Annotated in this window: 22 protein-coding genes; 5 read left to right on the top strand and 17 right to left on the bottom strand. The window is 38.7% G+C overall.

The annotated features are described in order from the left end of the window. Window positions 1-239: 239 nt before the first annotated feature. The 4 genes from MHH44_RS03875 to MHH44_RS03860 all read right to left on the bottom strand — a co-directional run bounded on the left by MHH44_RS03875 (window position 240) and on the right by MHH44_RS03860 (window position 7,490). The gene (locus MHH44_RS03875) at window positions 240-3,863 is read right to left on the bottom strand and encodes an S-layer homology domain-containing protein (RefSeq protein WP_340797849.1); all 3,624 of its coding nucleotides are present in this window, start codon (window positions 3,861-3,863) and stop codon (window positions 240-242) included. Between the two features lie 693 nt (window positions 3,864-4,556). Continuing rightward, complete coding sequence (locus tag MHH44_RS03870) at window positions 4,557-5,279, bottom strand: WecB/TagA/CpsF family glycosyltransferase (RefSeq protein WP_340797848.1); 723 nt, start codon at window positions 5,277-5,279, stop codon at window positions 4,557-4,559. Between the two features lie 78 nt (window positions 5,280-5,357). Continuing rightward, entirely contained in the window at window positions 5,358-6,626 is a 1,269-nt protein-coding gene (locus MHH44_RS03865; RefSeq protein WP_340797847.1) for a nucleotide sugar dehydrogenase, read from the bottom strand. Window positions 6,627-7,010: 384 nt separating this feature from the next. Continuing rightward, window positions 7,011-7,490, bottom strand: coding sequence for an IDEAL domain-containing protein (locus MHH44_RS03860; protein ID WP_008404409.1), 480 nt, complete (start codon window positions 7,488-7,490; stop codon window positions 7,011-7,013). Between the two features lie 317 nt (window positions 7,491-7,807). Between MHH44_RS03860 and MHH44_RS03855 the strand changes: the two genes are divergently transcribed. Continuing rightward, entirely contained in the window at window positions 7,808-9,382 is a 1,575-nt protein-coding gene (locus MHH44_RS03855) for an SWIM zinc finger family protein (RefSeq protein WP_340797846.1), read from the top strand. Between the two features lie 29 nt (window positions 9,383-9,411). Next, window positions 9,412-12,189 (top strand): DEAD/DEAH box helicase, encoded by a 2,778-nt coding sequence (locus MHH44_RS03850; protein ID WP_340797845.1) that lies wholly within the window; start codon window positions 9,412-9,414, stop codon window positions 12,187-12,189. A 172-nt stretch (window positions 12,190-12,361) separates the two neighbouring features. Here MHH44_RS03850 and MHH44_RS03845 read toward each other — a convergent pair whose 3' ends face one another. After that, the gene (locus MHH44_RS03845; protein WP_340797844.1) at window positions 12,362-12,772 is read right to left on the bottom strand and encodes a single-stranded DNA-binding protein; all 411 of its coding nucleotides are present in this window, start codon (window positions 12,770-12,772) and stop codon (window positions 12,362-12,364) included. A gap of 256 nt (window positions 12,773-13,028) precedes the next feature. Here MHH44_RS03845 and MHH44_RS03840 point away from each other — a divergent pair, with 256 nt between their 5' ends. From MHH44_RS03840 to MHH44_RS03830, 3 genes are all read left to right on the top strand, one after another. Next, entirely contained in the window at window positions 13,029-13,460 is a 432-nt protein-coding gene (locus tag MHH44_RS03840) for a YwpF family protein (protein WP_008404418.1), read from the top strand. A 136-nt stretch (window positions 13,461-13,596) separates the two neighbouring features. Further along, window positions 13,597-14,160, top strand: a complete 564-nt coding sequence (locus MHH44_RS03835) for a nuclease-related domain-containing protein (RefSeq protein ID WP_340797843.1) — start codon at window positions 13,597-13,599, stop codon at window positions 14,158-14,160. 254 nt (window positions 14,161-14,414) lie between these two features. Continuing rightward, window positions 14,415-14,543, top strand: a complete 129-nt coding sequence (locus tag MHH44_RS03830) for a hypothetical protein (RefSeq protein WP_340797842.1) — start codon at window positions 14,415-14,417, stop codon at window positions 14,541-14,543. 272 nt (window positions 14,544-14,815) lie between these two features. Here MHH44_RS03830 and MHH44_RS03825 read toward each other — a convergent pair whose 3' ends face one another. The 12 genes from MHH44_RS03825 to MHH44_RS03770 all read right to left on the bottom strand — a co-directional run bounded on the left by MHH44_RS03825 (window position 14,816) and on the right by MHH44_RS03770 (window position 24,373). Then, a complete protein-coding gene (locus MHH44_RS03825) occupies window positions 14,816-15,208 on the bottom strand; it encodes a hypothetical protein (protein WP_340797841.1) in 393 nt (130 codons plus the stop codon). Between the two features lie 104 nt (window positions 15,209-15,312). Next, window positions 15,313-15,696, bottom strand: a complete 384-nt coding sequence (locus tag MHH44_RS03820; protein ID WP_008404424.1) for a hypothetical protein — start codon at window positions 15,694-15,696, stop codon at window positions 15,313-15,315. 193 nt (window positions 15,697-15,889) lie between these two features. After that, complete coding sequence (fabZ, locus tag MHH44_RS03815; RefSeq protein ID WP_008404426.1) at window positions 15,890-16,327, bottom strand: 3-hydroxyacyl-ACP dehydratase FabZ; 438 nt, start codon at window positions 16,325-16,327, stop codon at window positions 15,890-15,892. A 201-nt stretch (window positions 16,328-16,528) separates the two neighbouring features. Next, a complete protein-coding gene (locus MHH44_RS03810; RefSeq protein ID WP_065216606.1) occupies window positions 16,529-16,819 on the bottom strand; it encodes a DNA-directed RNA polymerase subunit beta in 291 nt (96 codons plus the stop codon). A 29-nt stretch (window positions 16,820-16,848) separates the two neighbouring features. Further along, window positions 16,849-17,688 carry a flagellar hook-basal body protein gene (locus MHH44_RS03805; RefSeq protein WP_340797840.1) on the bottom strand — a complete coding sequence of 280 codons (840 nt, stop codon included), beginning with the start codon at window positions 17,686-17,688 and terminating at the stop codon, window positions 16,849-16,851. Between the two features lie 157 nt (window positions 17,689-17,845). After that, complete coding sequence (locus tag MHH44_RS03800) at window positions 17,846-18,688, bottom strand: flagellar hook-basal body protein (protein WP_340797839.1); 843 nt, start codon at window positions 18,686-18,688, stop codon at window positions 17,846-17,848. A gap of 70 nt (window positions 18,689-18,758) precedes the next feature. Beyond that, complete coding sequence (locus MHH44_RS03795) at window positions 18,759-19,751, bottom strand: rod shape-determining protein (RefSeq protein WP_008404433.1); 993 nt, start codon at window positions 19,749-19,751, stop codon at window positions 18,759-18,761. A 191-nt stretch (window positions 19,752-19,942) separates the two neighbouring features. After that, window positions 19,943-20,209 carry a sporulation transcriptional regulator SpoIIID gene (locus tag MHH44_RS03790; protein ID WP_008404436.1) on the bottom strand — a complete coding sequence of 89 codons (267 nt, stop codon included), beginning with the start codon at window positions 20,207-20,209 and terminating at the stop codon, window positions 19,943-19,945. Between the two features lie 149 nt (window positions 20,210-20,358). Further along, the gene (locus tag MHH44_RS03785) at window positions 20,359-21,012 is read right to left on the bottom strand and encodes a M23 family metallopeptidase (protein WP_008404438.1); all 654 of its coding nucleotides are present in this window, start codon (window positions 21,010-21,012) and stop codon (window positions 20,359-20,361) included. Between the two features lie 49 nt (window positions 21,013-21,061). Next, window positions 21,062-21,964 (bottom strand): stage II sporulation protein D, encoded by a 903-nt coding sequence (gene spoIID / locus MHH44_RS03780; RefSeq protein ID WP_340797838.1) that lies wholly within the window; start codon window positions 21,962-21,964, stop codon window positions 21,062-21,064. Between the two features lie 495 nt (window positions 21,965-22,459). Then, window positions 22,460-23,761 (bottom strand): UDP-N-acetylglucosamine 1-carboxyvinyltransferase, encoded by a 1,302-nt coding sequence (gene murA, locus MHH44_RS03775; protein ID WP_008404441.1) that lies wholly within the window; start codon window positions 23,759-23,761, stop codon window positions 22,460-22,462. Between the two features lie 369 nt (window positions 23,762-24,130). Beyond that, a complete protein-coding gene (locus MHH44_RS03770; RefSeq protein ID WP_008404444.1) occupies window positions 24,131-24,373 on the bottom strand; it encodes a DUF1146 family protein in 243 nt (80 codons plus the stop codon). Window positions 24,374-24,462 lie beyond the last annotated feature (89 nt).

The raw sequence follows: 24,462 nt of genomic DNA, 5'->3' as shown, positions 1-24,462 counted from the left end.
TCAAAATAGAAAAAGCCCTTCACTCCACATTAGGAATGAAAGGCATTCTTTTATTACTTCATAGTAATATTAAATATTTCAAAAGTAAGTTATTACGGCTCTAAACATGAGCATAGGCTGAAGGGGAAAAAGAAAAAGCCCTACACAGCCGAAGCCATGTAGAGCCTTTCGTCAATTCTTTAATTCTAGTGAATTAGCAGAATTGGTTGTACACCACCCAGTGAAGGGTATGCAGAAAATTAGAACGTTACTGAACCTGACACTACATCAAAGTCAACAGTAGTTACACCTTTAATTGATTTTAATGTTGCACCAGAAGCAACTGCAGGATCTGTTGTAAATTCAATTACAATTGTAGTTGCATTTACAGATTTAACAGTACCTGATACTGTAGCTTCTGTACCAGCTGTATCGATAATGAATGAAACAGCATCTCCTACTTGAACTGCAGGAGCAGAAGTATAAGTTAATGTGATTGTAGCTTTTGATGCTGGAACTGCATCTACACCACCAGCTAAAGTTAATGTTTCAACCGCTGCTAATTTTGTTAAATCATTATCAGTAGCTGATACTTTTAGATTCACACCTGTTAATCCTTCAATAGCTGCTTTTACATCTGATAATTTAGAAGTAACTTCATAAACACCATCAACTGTTTTACCAGCAAGCTCAACTGTAACTTTAGCAGCTGAACCACCTGAAGCCGGTGTGAAAGTTGCCGTAGTTGTTGTGTTATTAGAATCAGTATCTACTAAATCAATTTCAACACCATTGTAATTAGTATCCGCTAAATTAGAATTTGAATCAATTTTTAAAGTACTGTTAGTAGAACCAGTAATAGTTGCTTGAGTCGCTGCAGAACCAGTGTTAGCAGCTGAATAAGCTACTGCTGTAGGATCAATATTAGATGCTGTAACAACATCAGAAACTAAAGCATTATAGTTTGCAAATGTACCGCCTGTGTTAATTGTGTTCCATACGTCAGCTGAAACAGCCTCTTTACCCGCTGCAGTCAATGCTTTATATTGTGAAACATTTGCTAAAGCAGTTTTTACCTCAGTTTCAGATGTAGCATTGTTTACAGCAGTTAAAATTTCTGTTGGTGATGTTGGATTAATAGAACCAGCACCTTGTAATACGTTGAATACTAAGTTACCATCAGCATCTTTAGTTACGTCAACTGTTACACCTGCTACTAAGTGAGCACGGAATGCTTGTAAAGTTGGAACCACAGTACCGTTATTTAAATAAGTAGCACCTGTTAAGCTATATGGAACACCATCGATAGAAATTTGTGTACCAGTAGCTGAAATTGTTGCATCAAGCGTACCACGTGTTACTAATGTAGATACTGAAGTGAATGCCACAGTTACTGCATCAGTTGATGGAAGTGCAGCTGCACCTACGTGAGAAGCTGTTGCATAACCAGTTACTGAACCAGCTTCAGTAGAAGTAACTTTTACTTTAGTTGAAAGTGCACCAGGAGCAATTGAACCTGTTACTGAACCTGGGTTACCTGAAGTAATTGTCTTACCACCAGCAACAATTGAATTTGTTCCAGCTGTGAAGTTAAATGTAACGTTTGTAGCAGCCGCAGAATAAGCACGTGGCTTACCATTTTGGTCTAATAAGTTGTAAGAGTACTCTACAAACTCATCTCCACCAGCACGAACTGATTTCGTTTCTTTACCATTCTTATCTAACGCTACTAACTCCGCTGTATATTGAATAGTTTTTGTGAAGTATACAGATTCTGCTTGTGCTTGTAAATCTGATGCATCTAAAGTTGTTTTATGTGCATCTGGACCAGTACCATTATTTACATATACGATTGGAGCAGCAAATGCTTCTTCATGATATGAAGCTACAGTGAAGTTCACTTTACCTTCAGTACCCTTAACTTGTAATGCATAGTGTTTATAACCGTCGTTAAACGTGTGAGCTAATTCATTTCCATCTTCATCTACTAAGAATGCGTTAGTTGAAGTAGTACTATTATTTTGAATAGCTACATGTACGATATCGCCTGCTTTAGCTGGTTTACCGTCTTTATCTACGTAAGTAGCAGTGTAATCACGACCACCTGTTTGAACAGTTCCACGAATTGCTACTGCTGCATTTGAAACACCTTTAGCTTCAACTGTTAAACCTAATGAATGTTTGATTTCAAATGATACTTCTGCAGCTTTAGCTTGTAAAGCTGTTGGGTTGTATAAAATGTTAGCGAAGTCGCCAACTACTGATCCTGGGTTATTAGATAAACCAGAAGTTTTTAATACACCTTCATATACCACTGGTGTAACTTTACCGTTTGTACCACTTACTACTAAGTTCGCTTTACCTTTTGAATCTAGTAATACTGGAACTACACGGTTTGCACCATTTGTAATTTCATATGGGTATTGGCTTGATCCAGCACCAATTACACCGATTGAATTATTTTGTTGCTCCCATAAACCAGTACCCTCTACGAATACTGAACGAGTTAATTTGTCAGTTGTAACACCAACGTTGTTTTCGAATGTTACGAATACATATTTACCAGCTTTAGATGGTGCATCGATTTCGAATACTTTCTTAGATCCGTTAGATAATACAGTACCTTCAGCTTTTTCTTTGATTGTTAATTGCTTAGCAGCTGCCCAGTAAACTTTACCAGCTTGGAACTTAGTACGATCACCAGTAGCATAAGCTACAACATCATCAGTTGTGTTTGCATAACGAGTATAAGTAAATGTTGCAACACCGTTTGCATCTGTATTTGCTTCGAATACTTCAGGAGTATTTAATGAAGTATTTGTACCAGAAGTAACGTTAAATGTTACTGGAATACCTGCTTTAGATTGTCCTTCTGCAACAGTAACTTCAGCTTTAACTGTTACTTGTTGACCAAGAACACCTTGCTGTGAACGTTCTACTACTTTAATAGCAGTTGGAATTACAGCAGAAACTCCTGTGAATTTACCTACAGCATTACCGTTTACAGTTACTGTATATTCAGTACCTGCTTTTTGAGCAGCAGTAGTTAATACAACAGTCTTTTTGTCAGTTTGCTTCACTACAGCGTTAGATACTTCTAATCCTTCGATTTTGAAGTCTAGTGCTTTAATGTCAGCAACTTCTTCACCAAATGTTACTTCAACAGTAGTATTGTTAATTGCCTTAACAGTACCTGTTGTTGCAGCAGCACCAGCGAAGTCAGAGTTGATTGTTTTGTGTAAGAATGTAGCGAATTGACCACGAGTAGTGTTACCTTTTGGATTGAAGTTAGCTACTGATGGATTAGTAATATCGTAGAAGTCTAAAACTTGAATAGCTGTACGCGCTTCAGCTTTAGCTACGTTTAAGTCTTTAACGTCACCATTAAAGTTTTGAGAAGCTACAAATTCTTCTAAGCTAACGTCTTTTAACGTATTGATCATACGTACTAAAACGATTGCCATGTTTTCACGAGTAATTTGGTCACCAGCTAATAATTTACCGTTTGAACCAGCAAAAACACCAGCGTCAGCTACTACTGCAGCATACTCTAATAATTCTTTGTTTGACTTAGAAGTTAAGTCGCTGAAACGTGGGTTTGAAACCGCGTCAGTTGGAATTGAATGACCTTGAGATACTAAGTATTTACCTAATAACTTAACAACGTCAGAACGAGTTAAAGTTTTGTTTGGCTTGAATGTGCCATCTGGGTAACCAGAGATAACTTTTGCATCAACTAAAGCGTTGATCGCTTCCTCGTGTGTGTTACCAGCGATGTCAGATAATGATGCAGCAGATGCAACTGGTACGATTGCAGATGCTACTAATGTAGCTGTCGCAGCTGTTGCTACGAATTTTTTGTATTTCTTTGGTTGGTTAGCCATTGAAAAATTTCCTCCTCATAAGTGAAAATAATAATTTTAGTTACCCACACGAAATATGTGCAGAAAAACTAACTACACATAAATTCTAGTAGTATACATTTACTATGTCAATCTTTTTTTGCCAATAAACCCAAAAATATACTATTTTATTAGACTGCAAGATATGAATCCGTAAATATATTCAGATAACTTCAAATTTCTTTAATTATGACATACATCTACTAATAAAAACAACATTTTCTTTGACAATTAATTTCCAATACTATTCAAATATAACTAAAAATCTTGGAAATTATTGGTTTACATAACATTAAAAAGTAATAAAAATGGATATATAATGCAGTTATACCAAGGATTTAACTGGAATTTATACATTACAATTATTACTAGTATATTACTTTTGTAATATAGTTATTATTTATATGACCATATTTTTTCCTACCTGGTTAGTGTATGAATGGTACGAATTAATAGAACCAGTTCGCTAAAATTCGACAAAAACCAAAAAAGAAAAAGGCTTTAGCATCTAAATGCTAAAGCCTTTTTCTCGGGCTACCAACCGAGTTTTTCCTTGCAGGGAAAAGTTAAAATTTAATATATATCGTAGAGGAAATCTCACTACTGAATTTAGTGTATCATTAACATTACAAATAAACAATCAAATATTACAAAGATTACATGTTTTTTTTTCGATTACTTGTTATTCTTCGATCCACGTGCCACTTCCAATAAAAATAAAGGCAAAGCAATTTGGCGTTTAATCCGGTGCGGCTCCTTCATTAAACGGTAAAACCATTCCATACCAACTTTCTGGAAAGCTTCTGGTGCTCTTTTCACATTACCGGCCAATACGTCAAACGACCCACCAACACCTTGATAAATTGTCGGATGAAGCTGATCCCGATTTGCATTAATCCAGTTTTCCTGTTTTGGAGAACCCATCGCTACGAACAGTAAATCCGGCTTCGCTTCATTAATTTTATCCACTACTTTTTGATTATCCTTTTCATAGCCGTCCTGTGTGCCGGCAATCTGGATAGATGGATAGAGTTCTTGTAATTTCTTTGCGGCCTGATCGGCAATTCCCGGCTTCCCTCCATAAAGGAAAACAGGCTTTTTACGCTGTGCTGCTTCTTCACAGAGACGAAGCATCATATCAACACCTGTTACACGTGATGTAATTTGACCCTTCTGGATTTTCGACGCCAAAATAACGCCAATGCCATCCGGAATTTGAAACTCTGCGTTATTAAGGAGTGTCTTTAATGCCTGATCTTCCTTTGCCTTAATAATTTTTTCCGGGTTTATGGCTACGATTAACGATTTTTGCTGCTTTTCGATTTGATCAAATACTTTTGGAAGCAGTTCTTCATAGCTTTCAGTATTTACTTGAATGCCGAGTACGGTTTCTTTCATATATAGTCTTCCCTTCTTTTTAATCCATCTAAAAAAACAGTTGGCAGTACGTTTAGACGCACTGCCAAGTTTTCAATATTAGTTCTTCGCATCTCCAAGTAAGTGGAACTGGAAGCCTGCTTTTTCCCATGCTTCGCGGTTTAAGCAGTTTTTCGTATCGAATACGATTTTGCTTTTCGCATTTAATTTTGACGGGTCCAGCTCTTTAAATTCTTTGTGATCTGTCAGGAACACTAAAATATCAGCTTGCTCCAACGCTTCCTGCATGCTTTGTGTTTGTGTTTTATGTTTGTTTTGCTTAATGTGCGGGTCATGTGAAACAACAGTTAAGCCTAGTTTCTCCAACTCATCGATTACAATTGTCGATGGGCTTTCACGCATATCATCCACATTTCCTTTAAATGCTAAACCTAAAGCAGCAACTGTCGCCCCTGCAATACCGTTTTTATTTAAAATCGCCTGTGTTTTTTGTGCTGTAAAGCTTGGCATTGAGTCATTCGTATTACGTGATAGATGAATGATTTGGGCTTGTTCCCCGCCTAGTTCAACTAAAAACCAAGGATCAACCGCGATGCAGTGACCGCCTACACCAGGTCCCGGGAAATGAACGTTTACACGTGGGTGATAGTTCGCAAACTTAATCGCTTCCCAAATGTTTACATCTAATTTCTCTGCCATTTTTGCTAATTCGTTGGCAAATGCAATGTTTACGTCACGATATGTGTTTTCCATTACTTTTACTAATTCAGCTGTCGTTGCATCTGTTAAATGAATCGTGCCTTTAACAAATGTTTCGTACAGTTCTTTCGTAAGCTCTGCTGATTTTTGTGAAATCCCGCCGACAATACGGTCATTGTTTACAAGCTCCTCAAAAATACGGCCCGGAATAACGCGTTCTGGAGAGTGGGCTACAAATAGTTCTGTCCCGATTTCCAAACCAGATTTCACTAATTCAGGCAGCATCACATTTTCCACTGTTTTCGGTGGTACTGTTGATTCTAAAATAACTAAATCGCCTTTTTTCACGAAAGGTACGATTGAAGCTGTTGCTTGACGAACATATTCTAAATTCGCTGTATTGTCCGGATTAATCGGTGATGGTACCGCGACAATATACACATCTGAAGCGACTGGTGTCGTTGATGCCGTTAAAAAGCCTTCATCCACCGCTTTGTTCAGGCGCTCCTGTAAGCCGTTCTCCTCAATATGTAGTTGTTTATCCTGAATACTTTTCACAGCTGCCGGGTTCACATCAACACCATGTACCTTTACGCCGTGATTTGCGAACATTACCGCCGTTGGTAAACCGATGTATCCTAAGCCAACGACACAGATTGATTTTGTCATGATCGTTTCTCCTTCACTTTCAAAAAAGCTATATCTCATTGTTTGATTGTTGTATAATTTGTTTCACGCATTTTGCCTGCATTCGTTACCAATAAATTGAATAACTTCATTTAATACAGTTTTAAAATTCCGTTCATTTATAGGACGGAATGGTTGTTCAAATGGTTGCCTGTAAATGCTTGAAAATTAGTCCTGCATTACAGTATACAACTTTCTGCTCGCTGTGTGAAATAGTTTTTATTATTCAAGCTGTTTAATGAACGCTTTCCTATTATTTTGCCTTTGAAAGGGATAGTTATACTAATTGAAAAGAACCATCGGTAATATACATACAAAAACCCCATTAGCTAATATTAGCTAACAGGGTTTAGTTTATTTGGGCAATCACGATGCATAGCCTCCAGTTAATCGTTCCTTTTCCGCAATTAAATTGTGGAATAATACTTCGTCACGTGATTCGAGTGCTTCATCGATTAAACGGGATAAATTACTTTCTTCCAATACTCGCACAATCCCTTCAACTTCTTCATCAAATTCCGGTGACGTTTCATTTTTTAACGGTGTTACATTATTTGAGACATTTTCAATAATCGGCATTAAATATTCGTGTACGTTTGATACGAGTAACAGCTGATACAGTGGGAGACGTACGAAACGATTGCCGCGCTGGAATACAAACACTTCCGATAAATTTTCGACTTGCATTGAATTTAAATCAATAATCATTTCTTTCCCTTCAATCGGAATGAAATGAAAAACTTCCTCGTCTTTTGTAATGGAAAAGTATTGATAAGCAAAGACTAAGCGTAATTTCGTGCCCGTCATTTTTGTATAGAATGGTTTCATAAATTGAACTTGAATCATGGGAATTCCTCCTTCACTTATTTTCGTTGGGATTTATCCGAGTCATAAGACCTAATTTCATTTATCATATGGATGTAATCATGTAAGTGTTCTTGAAACTCAATCAATTTCTCTGTTGCTTATAGTTTCCCCATACTTTCTACATTTCAAACCTTCAAAAATGGCCTATTCGCTTAAAAAATTTATTCAATGTCTCTTCACATTACCGATTTGTCTTGATTCGTATTATAATGGAAGGAACGACTTTTTTTCTTCCTTCACCTTGAATGAAGTTAAAATTTCCAATGCAATTAATTATTAGGGAGGGGAAACCCGTTTTGAGTTTATCTTTTTCCGAGATTGCCCATGCACATAAAGATTTTATTCAACATACATTACAATCCTTTGAAGAACAGCTTCTCCCTTCAGCAAATGAAGATGCAGAATTGGTGACACGCGCCATGTTCTCTGTCCGTAATCAGGCAATTAAGCCACCGCACTATTCAAGATTCAGCCAAATACTGGTATGCCAAGTTCAGGACGTCAATACAGCGGAAGTGACGATTAATTTTCCGGAACAAACGATCAGCTGCAGCTGTCCTAAAAAAGATCTATGCCGCCACCAGCTTGCAATTATTTTAAAGCTGTCGCAATATTTTATTTCACTGCAGCAATGGCTTTCTATTTGGCGTTCTAAAAGATCTGTTCCGCTCCAGTCATTGGCATCTGAGCGCAGTCCTGAAAACTGGCAGATGATGGCTGACGAAGTGCTTAATTATGCAATTAAAGGTCCGCAACCATTGGAGCCATATACATTATCAGGCTTAATTGAAAATATTCGCTCTAAGCTGCAGCGCCACCGCCCCTATGAGCAGGAATGGCAGGAGCTGTTTAACTTGTTTATGGATATCGCCGTTTCGAAACATTTTCTGTTACATGCAGTCAAAACGAAAGCAGATTTGAGTCATCATTATGTTCAGTTCTTTTTGGAAAATACGTTAAGCCGAATTCAGCGGTCGATTGATACATTAAGTAAAACAACACGGCTGTTTGCAACCGAGCCATTTTTTGATGCCATTCAGAAAAATGTCCACGAGATTCTTTTTATCGAAAAAGGAGCAACAGCATTCCGGCTATCATTGTATTTGCAGTTTTGGACAAAGCTATTTAATGAACAAAAGCGCTTAAAAAATGAACTGGCTCTTTTGGAACAAAGCGATGATAGCAATACAGATATCGAATTAAATGTAGTAAAATCCATTTTTTATATTTTATTAAGTTCGCCGTCACAACTGGAACAAGCAGTTGAAACAATGAGTGAAAATAATGTGGAAGGGTTTATCGACATAGCCCAATATGCATTACAGAAAGACTATGTTGATGAGGCGACCGTTATTTTAAAAAAGGCACTTCCTTTTTTACAAACGTTTGTGCAGGACAACTTATTGCCAATACGTCGCCAGAAATTTACGCGTAAGCTCGATCACCTATACAGTCAAGTTCAACTGAGTGATAGTGAGGAGCTCGCATTGTACTCTTCGTTCGGCCGTTATGGTATTGAGTCGTTTTCAAACTATTTACTGCGTCACAATCGTTTGGACGAGTGGGTTGCACTTCATCAGCTCTATCCTTCATCGGTTCCTTATTTAGATCAATGCGGTTTAAAGGATGTTGTCGCACAGTCACCGGAAACTGCACTCCCTCTTTACCATTTTTATGCGATGGAAGAAATTCAGCAGAAATCGCGGCAAAATTATAAGCAGGCAGTCCGCATTTGGCGTGCGATGAAATCAGCTTCCAAAAAAGCCGGAAAGCTCGACTATTTTACAGCATATATTGAAGCCGTGCAGCAGCAGTACAAACGTTTGCGTGCACTGCAAGAAGAGATAAATAAAAGCAATTTACTCATTTAGATTATGTATTTTGCTAATAGGAGGTGACATTGCGTTTATTGCGCAACGATACAATGCAATATTTATTTAATACGAAGCTACCCTTTCTACAAGTCTTTCGCATAAAGCTTTCAGAGCTGCGTCCCGGTTACTTCCGCGCTACTGCGTATAATAAAAATGATTTAATTTTACCGACAGCCAATTGGATTCCTTCTCTCTTTTTTAAATTTGAGCAAAGTTTTTACGGGCTGCACACTTCATTGGAAGAGCGTGATTTAATCATATCGGCATCTCATTTGCTTGACGTTCTGTCACCAGCATACCGTCACCCTTTCTTGGATTTTGCTGCATATGATGATGAAACCGTTAATCACTTTCAAGCAATCCAGACAACATTGCCGCTCTGGAATGACCCAAAGCTTTGGCAGCAGGCAACTGTAACAGAAGAAGGCTTTACATTTTCCAATGACCTATTGCAACATGCAGTTGAACAAAAACTGATGGATGCCGGACTTTCTAAAGAAGATACGCTTGCACTGATTCCATTTTTCCAAAATGGCGGCTGGCCGATGCAAACTTCTCATGTATTTGACGGTGTAAAGGTAGCACTGCGTTTAAGCGAGCCAGAAGAAAATGAAGAAAACTGGCTGTTGGAAACGGTGCTTATTAGTCCAAATGCCGCAAAACATTGGACACCTGCTTCGTCAAAACTGAAACTGCCGATCTTGGATGCACTGCCGAAAAAGTGGAGTGCAATTGCTAATGACATTGAAGAGCTGCAAAATCAAATAGTTGATTTAATTCAATTAAATGCTGAAAGTGCTCAGTTTATTCATACACAATTCAATGATCAGGAAGTACGTGAATTTTTACGTCTCGAACTTACTAAATTACAGGCTTTAGGCTTTGATGTGATTTTACCGGCTTGGCTTAAGGAACTCCGTCAATCGAAAATGCGTGTACGTGTCACTGCCAATAACCAATCGGCCCGCAGTGTAGCAGGGCTGGACGATATTTTGACATTCAAATGGCAGTTCTCGATGAATGGCGAAGAAATTTCCGCAGAAGCCTTCCAGAAACTCGTTGCTGAAAAACGTGAATTTGTCCGTATTGGCACGGAATGGTTCCGTATTGATGCAGAATGGCTCAATGAAATGCGTGAACTGATGGATCAGGCAAAAGAAGAAAATTGGACAGTACGCGATTTACTGTTCCGTGAGTTGCCTGAAACATTAACTGCACCTATTGAAGATGATACAGAAGATGATGCTGAGCGCGACGACCCGTTATTTGCATTTGAGATGCAACAATCACTGCAGGATTATATTGATCAACTGCAAAATAAAAAAGGTTTGCCAAAAGTAGCTGTACCAGCCAAGCTTCATGCTGAGCTGCGTCCATACCAACAGGAAGGCTTTGAATGGCTTGTTTTCATGCGTGACCAAAAATTCGGTGCCTGTCTGGCAGATGATATGGGACTTGGTAAAACCGTTCAGCTTATTACGTATATGCTCCATACCGTTTCCGTTCTGCAAATTGATAAACCGACATTGATTGTGTGCCCGACATCGGTTGTCGGCAACTGGCAAAAAGAGCTTACTCGTTTCGCTCCCGACTTGGAAGTATATACACATTACGGGCCACGACGTTTAAAAGGTGATGACTTGACAAGCTATATCGCAACACAGCGTCCGCATGTCATTCTTTCCACATATGGTACGGTCACTCAGGATGCAGATGACTTACAGCTTATAGACTGGGCAACAGTTGCTTTGGATGAGGCACAAAATATAAAAAATATGCAAACATTGCAATCCCGTGCAATCCGGAAATTAAAAGGCGAGCATCATATTGCGTTAACAGGTACACCTGTTGAAAACCGTCTTTCCGAGCTGTGGGCCATTTTTGATTTTATTCATAAAGGCTATTTAGGTAGCTTTACAAGATTTACCGAAAACTTTATTACACCAATTGAACGGGAAGAGTCTGAATCCCATAAACGTGTTTTACGTATGAAAATCCGTCCGTTCCTTCTGCGTCGATCAAAACGTGATCCCGAGCTTCAGCTGAATTTGCCTGACAAGCAGGAATCCCTTGAATTTTGTGCACTTACCCCTGAGCAGGCAGCACATTATGAAGGCTATATTCAAGATACTTTAGCGACACTTGAAGAGCTCACTGGCTTCGAGAAAAAGGGACGTATTTTAAAAATGCTTAATAAATTAAAACAGCTGTGCAACCACCCTGCCCTGTTTTTAAAAGAACCTTTTGAAGATGCCAATACGATGGTTTCTCGTTCTGTAAAGCTAAAGCGTATTATTGAAATGACGAAGGAAATTATCGATAATGGCGAACAATGCTTAATTTTTACACAGTACATCGGAATGGGTAATTTAATTCAGCATTGTTTAACAGAGCTTTATAATGTTGAAGTTCCGTTTTTAACAGGTAGTATGCCGAAAAATCAGCGCGACAATTTAGTCGATCAGTTCCAGGCTGGCGAGTTCCCTGTGTTTTTACTGTCGCTTAAAGCTGGCGGAACAGGCCTTAATTTAACAGCAGCTACACATGTACTCCATGCCGATCGCTGGTGGAATCCGGCAGTCGAAAATCAGGCGACAGACCGGGCATACCGTATCGGACAAACACAATTTGTGCAAGTGCATAAGTTTGTGACAATTGGAACGATTGAAGAAAAAATCGATAAAATGATCGCAATGAAATCCGCATTGTCCGAAGAATTAATTCAATCAAGTAAATGGTTGACTGAACTGGATGATTCGGAACTGATGGATTTACTCATTTTGGATACGGGCAATATAAAATAATGTGAAAAGAGTCTACTTTTACGCCATGAAGTAGACTCTTTTTATGCTTACTTCACTACTTTATTCAGTTGGTATTGGATTGTGAGAAAGAATGGTTACTACTGCGCGGTCAAACAGCAGATTATGGCGCTTCACCTCCTGAGAAATATTATTTTATCGGAGAGGAAAAAGATTACGGCTGGTGTACGAGTTTGGTTTCTTGTTCTGGAAGCACGAAATCTTCGGGAATCGGGGACGGTGTTTGGAACTTTTCTGCTTCACCAGGGGCTTTTAATGAATAAAACTGTACATCTTCTGTTTGCACTTCCATCGTGTATACTTTCTGATTTTCACGATTGACATATGATCTTGATTGCAAGCGTCCTTTAATCCCGATGAGTGAGCCTTTCCCGCAGTATTTTGCCATTAACTCAGCGGTCCTCCCCCATGCCACACATTGCACAAAGTCCGCATCTACCTTTCCTTCACTATTTTTGAAAGGACGGTTAGCAGCAATGATAAAGTATGCCCGAACCCTTCCTTCAGATAAGTGCCTGAGCTCCATATCTTTCGTCGTTCGCCCTACAAGCCCAACATGATTCATTCATTGACCTCCTTTCTTTCGGAAATTAACTAAAGCATAGCCGAACCCTGCTATTTCTGGCAAAACGTGAATTTGAATTTTTTGGCTAAAATATTGTTTCAAAATTACTTTTTCGCCTATATGGTATTTCATTCGAGTTAATGAGAATGCTGATGTAAATAGACTTGTAGGTGAAATTACAAATTGCTGAAATTGGCAGTTTCACATTTTTTGTATGTTATACTTTTACATAAGAAAACTGAGGAGGGATTTATAAGTGAAAACCTTTAAAATGCTTGCTTTTGATTTATTAGTAAATGATGAAATAAAAGAAATTCCTTTAACAGACGGCATTATTATTAATCAGGAAAATAGCCATAAAATGTGGATTTTAGAATTGTTTACAGCAGATACATATTACGATTTTTTTCAAAACTTTGTTACATCCGGCGAAGTACTGGATGCGCGTGCCATCATTTCGTTGCCGGACAATGAACCTGCCCCATTTGCATGTGTCGTACATTCGATTACAAAAGTGGGCGATAAAATATCAGTGCTTATAAAAGGCCGTTTGAAAGCTCAGCGTAAAAAATATGCCGAACTATTATTGGCAGAGCTCCTTGAAGAAGGGTTACGGAATGATGAACTGCTTGAGGCATTTGATCAGGGGATGCGCAATCGACCTTCATTGAAGAAAAATGGTGAATAGCGCGGAAAGTGGAATTTTGGGATGTAGGTTGATTTAAAAAGAGTAATTTGGTTCAGCATTCTTTGTAAATTCATCTTTTTGAAGGTATTTGTCAAGCCTCACCACGCATCGTATATTCAAGGTGGAGGTGAAGTTTGTGCAGAAATCAAAGCATCATCTTTACACAGAAGTTTTAGCTAAGAGGATTTTGCCCACTGACATGGATGCACGTGCTATCCAGCAAGAGTTTCAACGCTTGGAGGCTGGATTTGCAGGAGAGATAAAGTTGAAGCAAACTCTTTCCGATTATTTCTTTAAAACGGACCATCATATTTTCTATAATTTTGAATGCATGAATGAAAAGGGCTATTCCCATCAGATGGATGCTATTTTAGTGACGCCATTTTTTATAGTAATTTTTGAAGTAAAACTGCTGTCCGGCGTTTTATTTTACAAATCCGCGCAGCATGAATTTTACCGCATCCACAACGATAAACGCGAAAACTTCCGAAACCCCCTTGATCAAGTTTACCGGCATCAGCTATTTTTGGAACAATGTTTGCAAAAATGGCAGATCACTATCCCCGTGTATTTTTCGCTCGCAATCGCAAACCAGCAAGCTGTTTTAGACGAGTCATTGGAGAATTTTCCGATTTTTCATATTAGCGGCGTTCCAAAGAAAACCTCTATCTCAATACTGCAAAATCCAGTGCAAATATAAATATGATTGTCGCTAAACTGAAACATCTTTATCAGGCCCTTCCCCCTCGCCGCACCATCAGTTCAAATAGATTAAGGAAAGGCGTTCTTTGTAGATGGTGTGATTATAAACATGTAATGTTTTATCATTACGGGTCGTTTACATGTAACGTTTGTAAGGCTAAAAGTCGTGATGTCGTCTTTGAAACACTCTATCATTACCGAATCTTACTTGGTGAAAAAATTTCTAACCGACAATTTCGCGAGTTTTTCGGAATGACAAATATAAAAGTCTGTTCGAATATTTTATCAAGGTTAGGTTTCGAACAGCATGGCGCTAAGAAAGGCACGTATTATATTATTCCGGAGAACATTTTATCCTGGTCCAAAAAGAAAACAGAATAAAGTCGATTCTACTTTTATTTATGAATTGAGGATTATATTTTAATTTGAGGATTAATTAATCTGAAATGAGGATTATCACTTACTAAGTGGGGATTATCTACCCTGTTTTGAGGATTAAACACAACTAAGTGAGGATTATCCTGGCTCAAGTGAGGAATAAATTCTTCTGCCCGTCTTCATCCATTAAATTTGAGGATTATTTCATTTCGCTCGCCTCTCCACAACAAAAAAACCAGTGCCCACCGTAAGTGAACACTGATTCCTTCTTTGGACTAGTGGTTATCCACTTCGTCTTTATCCTTACGATCTGCACGGTCTTCAATGATATCTTCTTGGTTTACGGATGGAGCTCCTGGTGCAGTTGCGCCATTATCACCATTTGGTCCGCTTGAACCATTCGGGACATTTGAGTTGGGATTGTTGTCAATCGTGCTCTCATTTGTTTGTCCGTTCATGTCGTTTTGACCGCTACGTCCATCTGTGTCTGGATCAACTGTATCTACCGTGTCATCAATAACGTCACGTGTGTCATCCATTACATCGTTAACACCGTTTTTGACATCGTTTCCTAGATTGTCATCTCCAGCGTTGTCATTTGTATTACACGCTGAGAGAAATAACAGTGAACCAAGCGAAAGTGCTACAAGTAGTGCTGATTTTCGCATAAAAAATTCCCTCCTTTCCCATATGCAATCATGAGTCGATCACTTCGTGTGATCGTACATATAGTGCCCGGGAAAAGAAGGATCTATCCTACAAAAACGTGTGGTTATTTTAATTTATCTTTTAAGAGCTGTTCAACATAAGCGGCTTCTGCTTTACAGTCGAATTTGTAATTTGTACCTAATTGTTTCTGTAATTCCGCAATTTCCTGCTTTTGCTTTTCTGTTGGCTCTTCACTTAAAATTTTAGCAATGACCTCATCCATTTTCTTAGCAATTTCTTCATGAAATTCAGGGCTAAGTAAAATGTCTGCCGGTATTTTATCGATCCAAGCGGCATTTTCTTTAAAGTAAGTCTGCCAGCTTGCCATATAGTCTTCCATCGAAAATTTTTCTTCATCCCAACCAATGCTTGCTAAATAAGCTTCAAACGACGTCGATATTGATCGTGTAATACTAATTTTTACGCCTGAAGACAGTTGTTTATACATCTATTTTAAAACCTCCTACGTTTAAAGCCAAACTTCGCTCATTGTTTACAGGCAAATGAAAACCTATAAAAGGTGAACACTGGCAATCGTCCCACACCTATCCTATCTCATTGGGAGACTTCTGCTTAAAGAAGTTAAAGATTTTCTTCAACCTTTATATTTTATAATCTTTGAGTTCCAATTGCAAATCGCCTTATTTTGGCTGTTCAGGTCCAATTGCAAATAGAATCTCGCACTCACAAACTAGTTCGCCATCTACTGTCGCAGTAGCACGGCCTTTCCCCATTTGTCCGCGTAATTTCAAAAATTCCACTTCAAGTTTCAGCTGATCGCCCGGTACGACTTGACGCTTGAAACGGCAATTATCAATCCCTGTCAAAAATACAAGACGCCCTTTATATTCAGGTGCGTTTAGTAATGCCACACCACCTACTTGCGCAAGTGCCTCGACAATTAGAACACCTGGCATTACTGGGTAGCCAGGAAAATGCCCATTAAAAAATTCTTCGTTAATCGATACATTTTTCAATCCAAGTGCGCGCTTTCCTTCTTCGATTTCAAGAATGCGATCAACTAATAAAAATGGATAGCGATGTGGTAAAATATTTTGAATTTGCTCTGCGTTTAACATGAAAAAATCCCCCTTGTTTCCTCTATAATATTATGTAGATAATCGTTTATTTTTATGTATGTTCTGGTAAAGCAATGAAAAAATTGGAGAAAGAGGCTGGAATTTCAGCCCGTTTTTCGCTCCAATTTCAAACAAAAAAGTAAATTTTTTGCGTCCTAGCTGTAAAGGGACTGTTCGGAAATGGCTTTCCCGACAATCCCTCTACTCTTTACCATTTATAATATCGAGAAGATGCTGCCATGTTTCCCATTTTAAAACATCGAATGCTGCGCCGTCCCCTATAACGCTGTAGCCAATAACCAGTCCTACAATTACGGCTACTAAAAATAATAAAATTACGATTATAATACGTAGCCAGATCGGAATCAGTCGAAGCCGAACCTTACCAACAGGCTGTTCCGTTGGCGGCTCCGAAACGTTCTTTATACGACGTCTCGTCTTTTTGGCTGCAGGCTCCTTTTGCTCAATCTGTCTATCTAACTCATTCGTCATAAAACTTCTCCCTTAACAATGTCGCACGTCTAGCGAATACCGTTAATTAACCCAAGCATTTGGTCTGCAATTGTAATCGCACGTGTATTAAATTGATATGAACGCTGTGCTTGAATTAAATTTGTCATCTCTTTTGAAACGTCTACATTCGACATTTCAAGTGCACCTTTTTGAATGCCCACTTGACGATTGGCACCTTGCAGATCTGTCAGTACCTGTGCTTGCGTGAAGCCTAGTGCATCAAGATTTTCCGGTAACCCAATATATGTCCCGCCCTGCAGTTTTTCCATTACATTTGGTTTTTGCAGTTCAGAAATTCCAAGCTGGAACTTTAGCGGAGTGCCATTTTCATAGCTTGCCACTAACGAACCGTCTGAATCCATCGTAAAACCTGTCACATTATCCGGGAATGTAATTGACTGTCCATTTGCATCTGCTACTTGGTATCCATCGCTATTAACGAGTGAAAGAATACCCGGTTCGGTCTGTGTTACATAAAAGCTGCCGTTACGAGTGTATGCAGTTCGCACATCGCCTTCCGGATTTTGCATTAACACATTAAAATATTGGTTCTTTGTTGTTAAGGCAAAGTCTAAATCGCGGTCTGTTACTTGCAGTGAACCTTGTGTCTGATTCGATTGGATTAACCCGATTTGTGCACCGACACCATAACGAATGCCTACAGGTGTATCACGGACAGTGCGGTCTAATTCATCGTTATTAAACTGTTGATACAGCATTTCCGTAAAATTTGCCTGCTGTGCTTTATAGCCTGTTGTATTACTGTTTGCGATATTTGTACTAATTGTGTCTAACTGATGCTGTAGTTGAGATAATGTATTTGTCGCACTCACCATTGTACGTAACATTTCCCGCACCTCCTTAATTATACGAAAATTCGACAGCTAATGAAAATAATCGCTATATGAATGAGTTGATTTCCATTCCGATCTGGGCGCTTTCCACGGTGGAGTCGCCTTCTCATCATTTCAATCAACTCGTTTATAATCATACAAATGCAATTATTTAATTAACTCGTCCAATTTCATTAACCGCTTTTTCCATACTCTTATCGTATGCCTGTAGCACTTTTTGGTTTGCTTCAAATGCTCGGTATGCAGTTAATAGATCTGTCATTGCTTTAGAGGCATCAACATTGGATCCTTCTAAATATTGCTGCTGCATCGAAAATTGTACATTAGCCTGTCCATAGGCAGATGGTAGATCGACGCCATCCAATGTATTGAACAACCCATTATCACGCTTCACAAGTACATCCGGGTTTGCTGAAAATGCGACACCTAACGTGCCCACCTGTACATCATTTTCGTCAAAAATCGCCCCATCCGAACTGATGCGAATATTGTCGTTATCAAACTGCATACGTTCCCCATTCGCATCCAATACAAATAGTCCTTGGGGGTTTACTAGATTGCCCTGCCCGTCCAGCGTGAAATTCCCGTTACGTGTATAGCTCTCGGTTCCGGATTCATTTTCCAAACGGAAGAAAATTTGTCCCGAATTTCCTGAAGCTTCGTCAGTAGGCATCGAGCTATTGATCAGTGCGATATCTGTATTTAAACCAGTTGAATAAATCTGGCCTTGCGCTTGGTTTGTCATTGTTTCCTGTAAATAAACACCCGCATTTACCGCGCCAACCGGATTAAGATTTCTTATTGCAAACCCGTTCTCCGTTGGAATGTTTGTCGAATTCACTGCCGACATCAACATATCCGGAAAAGAACGAATGGTCGTTTGATCTGATTTAAAGCCAGGTGTATTGGCATTGGCCATATTATTCGTTAAAATTTCAGTTTTACGTTGTTGTGCAACCATTCCTGTAGCTACTGTATAAAAACCTTTAAACACTCAATTCACCTCTAATTATGCCGTATTTATCATTTATCGGCAAAAAAATGATAATTATAAGTAATATAATTTATTTATTTACCGCGCGATCAATATTATCCAGCATAATTCCAGTTCCAACTGCCACACAGTCCATTGGGTTTTCCGCCACAAATACAGGTACTTTCAGCTCTTCGATTAACAGCTGATCAATGCCATGCAGTAACGCACCCCCACCTGTTAAAATAACGCCTCGATCAATGATGTCGGCTGATAATTCAGGTGGTGTTTTTTCCAGTACGTCTTTTGCTGCCTGTACAATCATGCTAACCGATTCACGCAATGCGTGCTCAATCTCTTCTGAATTAATTTCGATTGTTCTTGGTAAGCCCGTTACCATATCACGACCGCGAATATCCATAGTATCATCGCGTCCGCCAGGGAATACTGTACCAATTGTTGTTTTAATATTTTCTGCTGTACGTTCACCGATCAACAGCTTGTATTCTTTCTTTATGTATTGCAATATGTCATTATCGAATACATCCCCGGCAACTTTAATCGATTCGCTTGTTACGATATCGCCCATTGATAATACTGCAACATCCGTTGTACCTCCACCGATATCAACGACCATATTACCGCTTGGCTGGAAAATATCCATACCTGCGCCGATTGCTGCCACTTTAGGCTCTTCTTCCAAATAAACTTTTTTGCCGCCCGATTTTTCAGCTGCTTCACGAATCGCTTTTTGTTCTACCGATGTAATATTTGTCGGACAGCAAATTAAAATGCGGGGCTTCGATAAGAAACCTTTAACGTCCAATTTATTGATAAAATGTTTTAACATCGCTTCTGTTACATCAAAATCCGCAATTACGCCATCCTTTAATGGACGAATCGCAATAATATTTCCCGGTGTACGTCCCACCATTTGACGTGCCTCTTCACCGACTGCCAATACTTTATTTGTCTTTTTATCTATTGCTACTACAGATGGCTCATTCAAAACTATTCCTTTACCTTTTAAATGAATCAGCACGTTAGCAGTCCCCAAATCAATCCCAATATCTTTAGAAAACATGTTTCATTATTCTCCTTCCGCCCATTTGAACATGTATACGATTCTATATATGTCTATCTTAGTTATTTTATCATATACAGTGTTGAATTACATCAATATTGTGGGAAGGATTTTCCTTTATAATGGTTTAAAATGGTAAAAATCTAAAGTGATAATCACGAAAAAAAGCATTTAGTTGTTATAATAACAGACTAAATGCTTTTTTCTTGTTGCTTTGTAATCCACTTTTTACGTGTTGCTTCACCACCGCGTAAATGGCGAATCGATTTGTTATAGGTTAAAACTTGTTGTACTTGTAGCGCAAGTGGTTCATTCACTTGTTTTAGCCGCTCTGTCAAATCTTTGTGTACAGTACTTTTAGAGAATCCCGTCATTTTCGCGAGTGCACGCACGGTTTCACCTGTCTCTACCAACAGTTCACCCAAACGAACGCAGCGTTGCCGAATATGTTCGTGCACGTCCTCTCCCTCTCCACTTCTAATCTAAAGAGCCTTGCTTCTTAATATTTCACCTTATGTGAGCAGGCTCTTAATTATTCGGAGTAGATTGCAGGATTCGTCGTTAACTTACTAAAAATGTATCCGAATTCATCCATTTTCCTAAATAATCAAAAGGATAAATATTTGTTCGGATCCACCAGTACACCATCTTCCATTACTTCAAAGTGTAAATGAACGCCAATGTTTGGATTCCATTCATTTTCTTGTGAAGTAGCAAGCTGATCGCCTTGTGAAACTTGATCGCCTTGTTTTACAAGGATATCTGCCACGGAGTTATAGCGTGTTTGCATACCATTTGGATGTGTAACTGTAATGCTGTTGCCTGTAAATGCATCCATTTTCACTTCAGTCACTTCACCGCTCATTGCAGCAACAACTTCAAAAGGCTCGCTGTTAATTGCGATAGAGACCCCTGTAGATGTTGTGAATACTTGATTAAATACAAGCAATGAGTTTTCGCGTGTTGCTTCATCTTTGGATACGTCATAAAAGTCCTGCAAAATTGTTACTTCATTTAAGTATTCTTCTTTGAATGGATACTTCAAAGTTTCCGAAACAGTCGCTGTTGTTGGAACGATCGACTGGTCGGCTGGTGCAGAAACTTCTTCCATTAATTCCTGCTCATTCTGACTTTCATACAATGCATTAAAACTAAAAATAACGGCCACAATCATTACTGCCATACCACCGTATACAGCCGGCCAAAACCACCGTCTTTGCATAACTGGTTTCTGAGAAGGCTTTTGTTTAACTTCTCTCATATTCATCACCTCAAATGGAAGTGTGTACAAGAAATTGGAAAGTTAAACATTATTTTTTACAATAATTTATCGATTTTAAAGTTGTCGATGGATAGTAATGAGAAAGGATATCTTCCGCCGTTAAACCGCCCTGTGCCATCGCGTCTGCCCCATACTGACTCATCCCTACCCCATGCCCGTATCCATACGTTTTAATCGTTATACCGGTCGCTGTCGGTTCCCATGTAAAATTCGTGGAGCGTAAGTTTAAAAGTGTGCGCAGTTCTCTGCCCGTCCATTTTTTTTTATGGATGGTAATTTGCTCAATGCGGTTCGTGTTGTTTCGCTTCAGTTTTGCGTTTTGAAGCTGGGCTCTCGAAAAGTTCTGTTTAAGTTTTTTATTTAACTCTTCAAATGTATACGTTGTCTGTTCTTGATTTAACTGTTCCCGCGAAGTGGTTGCTGTTAAGTAGGGAATGGGATTTCCGCTATAGTTTTCCGCGGATTCGGTATATTGAAAGGATGATGCATGAAACATGGCTGTAATCAATTCATCATTATAGGTAAGAATTTGGTTGGCGGTTTGATTGACGGCTTCTGTAATTTTTTCTTCATTTTCCGCAAAAGTGGTTTTCCATTTTTCTTCTCGCAATTCCTGATCGTTGTAAACTTGGTGTGCTGTCGTTGTGAGAATCGGCTTTTTTCCATAATTGGTCTGCTTCAATACATAGGTTCGGGAGGCAATCGCCTGGGCTTTTAATGCTTCCATATGAAAACTTGCCGGCATTTCCCCTGCAATTACACCAATTAAGTAGTCTTCAATTGGAACTGTAGTATTATTTACTTTAATAAATAAAGGACAAGAAGTAGATTCCGTTTGTTCAGGAATGGAGGTTTGTTTCTTAGACTTTAAAGTGAACGGGACTAAAAACAATAGGACACCAATGATAAAATAAATGATAATTTTTTTCATGAGACAGTATATGAGCCTGCAAGAAGAATATGAGTTCATTTTGGAGAGAGAATTTCTAGTTTTTGTAGAATGGGAGTTATGGAGGGATTTTAGGGTGAGAGAGGTGCGTTGGTTCTACTTTAATAGCGGCGAGGTTTACTTTTGAGCAGAGTTGTTCTACTTTCTCGATGAACTGTTCCACTTTCTCTCTGGGACTGTCTAATCCCCCTCTCACTTTCTACTTATGAGCGGGATCGTTCTACATTTGCCTGTAGTCGTTCTACTTTAATAGCGACAGTTTCTACTTTTGAATCGAGTTTTTCTACTTTTCCCTGTAATCATTCTACATTCAAAGCGATCTGTTCTACTTCCCTGCATTCCATTCTACTTTCTCACAAAAACTTTCTAATTTCCAAACTCTCCAACCCCCATACTTCCCTTACAAAACCAAAAAAGCATCCCGAAAGCCCACATCTCGCTTCCTGAATGCTTTATATGTTTATATGAATCTAGCTATTAAACTGTTACAACGATTTCTTGTAACACTTCTTCTTCTGAATCGATGCGCTCGATCATTGCACCTAGAGAAGCTAGTTTTTTGTGGAAATCCACATAGCCGCGATCTAAATGGTGTAACTTAGTAACACGTGTTACGCCTTCTGATACGAGGCCGGTTAAAATTAGTGCTGCTGCTGCACGTAAATCTGTTGCTGACACTTCCGCACCTTGAAGTTTTTTGCCACCTTCGATAAATACAGAACGCCCTTCGATCTTTGCGTCTGCATTCATGCGACGGAATTCTTCAACATGCATAAAACGATTTTCGAAAACTGTTTCTGTAATGATACTCGTTCCGTTTGCCGTTAACATTAATGCCATCATTTGTGATTGCATATCAGTAGGGAAACCTGGGTGTGGCATCGTTTTAATATCAACCGCTTTTAATGGGTCATTTGCGCGCACACGGATGCCTTCATCTTCTTCAATAACTTCTACGCCCATTTCACGCATTTTTGCAGTTAGTGCTGTCATATGCTCTGGTACAGCGTTTTCAATCAATACATCTCCGCGGGTAATTGCCGCCGCTACCATAAATGTGCCTGCTTCAATGCGGTCTGGAATAATATAATGTTCGCAACCTTTTAATTCTTTAACGCCTTCGATACGAATTGTATCAGTACCGGCACCAATGACACGGCCACCCATTGCGTTAATAAAGTTTGCCAAATCTACTATTTCAGGCTCTTTTGCTGCATTTTCAATAATTGTCGTCCCTTTTGCAAGAGATGCTGCTGTCATAATATTTTCAGTAGCCCCAACACTCGGGAAGTCTAAATAGATTTCTGCGCCTTTTAGTTCACCTTTTACTTTTGCTTCTACATAACCATGTCCAAAGGAAATCTCTGCACCCATAGCTTCGAAGCCTTTTAAATGAAGTTCGATTGGACGAGATCCAATTGCACAGCCGCCTGGTAATGCTACACGTGCATAGCCATTACGTGCCAATAGTGAACCCATTACTAAAATGGATGCACGCATTTTACTTACAAATTCAAATTGCGCTTCACTTGATAGCTTCATAGAGGCATCAATCATCATTTCATTTTTCTCGACATCATATTCGACAATCGCATTTAAACTTTTTAACACTTCACCAATCGTACCGACATCTGCTAAGTTTGGTACATCTTTAATCATATTTTTATCTTTAGAAGCTAATAGAGAAGCAGCTAAAATCGGTAATACAGCATTTTTTGCGCCTTCAACGCGTACTGTGCCTTTTAGCGTCTGACCCCCAGTAACAATAATTCTCTCCACAATTCGTCCCTCCGAATTCAATTCTCATATAATAAAGGAATAAGTTCAATTAAACTTAAATTATTTTAAACTTCATTTGACTCAATTTACACACAAAAATATACTACATTTATTGGGGCTGTAATTCAAGCACCCAAATTACTATTTTAATCTAATTTGTTTGAAAAGGCTATTAAATTATAATACGCAGCGCAACTATTTAGTGTGAATAGACAAATTTTTACATTAAAGTATCTTCCTTAAAAATAACTACCCAAATCATGTAACCTTACAAACCTCAAATATTTCCTAGGAAATTTTTATTTCTTGTAGTGGAAAACAAACGTTTATTCCCCTTTACAAGAAATAAAACTGCAGCTATTTCCTGTTTCAACTAAAAATATAGGGAATTGTTTGTGACCAGCTCAAAAAGTTTAAAAAGAAATCCGCTACTACTGAACCGATTACAATACTCGTCAAAATATAAAAGAGCTGAATTTGAAAAGTTTTTCCTTTTTTAAATAATTGTTCGATTCTTAGTCCTTGTAATGTATAAAGAGCAATTCCTATAAATATAATATATGCTAACACATTAACGATTGCTTGTTGGCCAGCCTCGACATATAAATCCATTTTCCTCACTCCTTTAAACACCTTATCCAAGATGATGACGAAACTTGTTACAGACTGTTTATACCCTAATTGTCCGTCTATAAAAAAAG

It is taken from the genome of Solibacillus sp. FSL K6-1126 (assembly GCF_038003445.1).
In the GTDB taxonomy this organism is placed as follows: Bacteria; Bacillota; Bacilli; order Bacillales_A; family Planococcaceae; genus Solibacillus; species Solibacillus silvestris.
The sequence above is the reverse complement of the archived record's forward strand: the minus strand, read 5'-3'. Positions and strand labels throughout refer to the sequence as shown.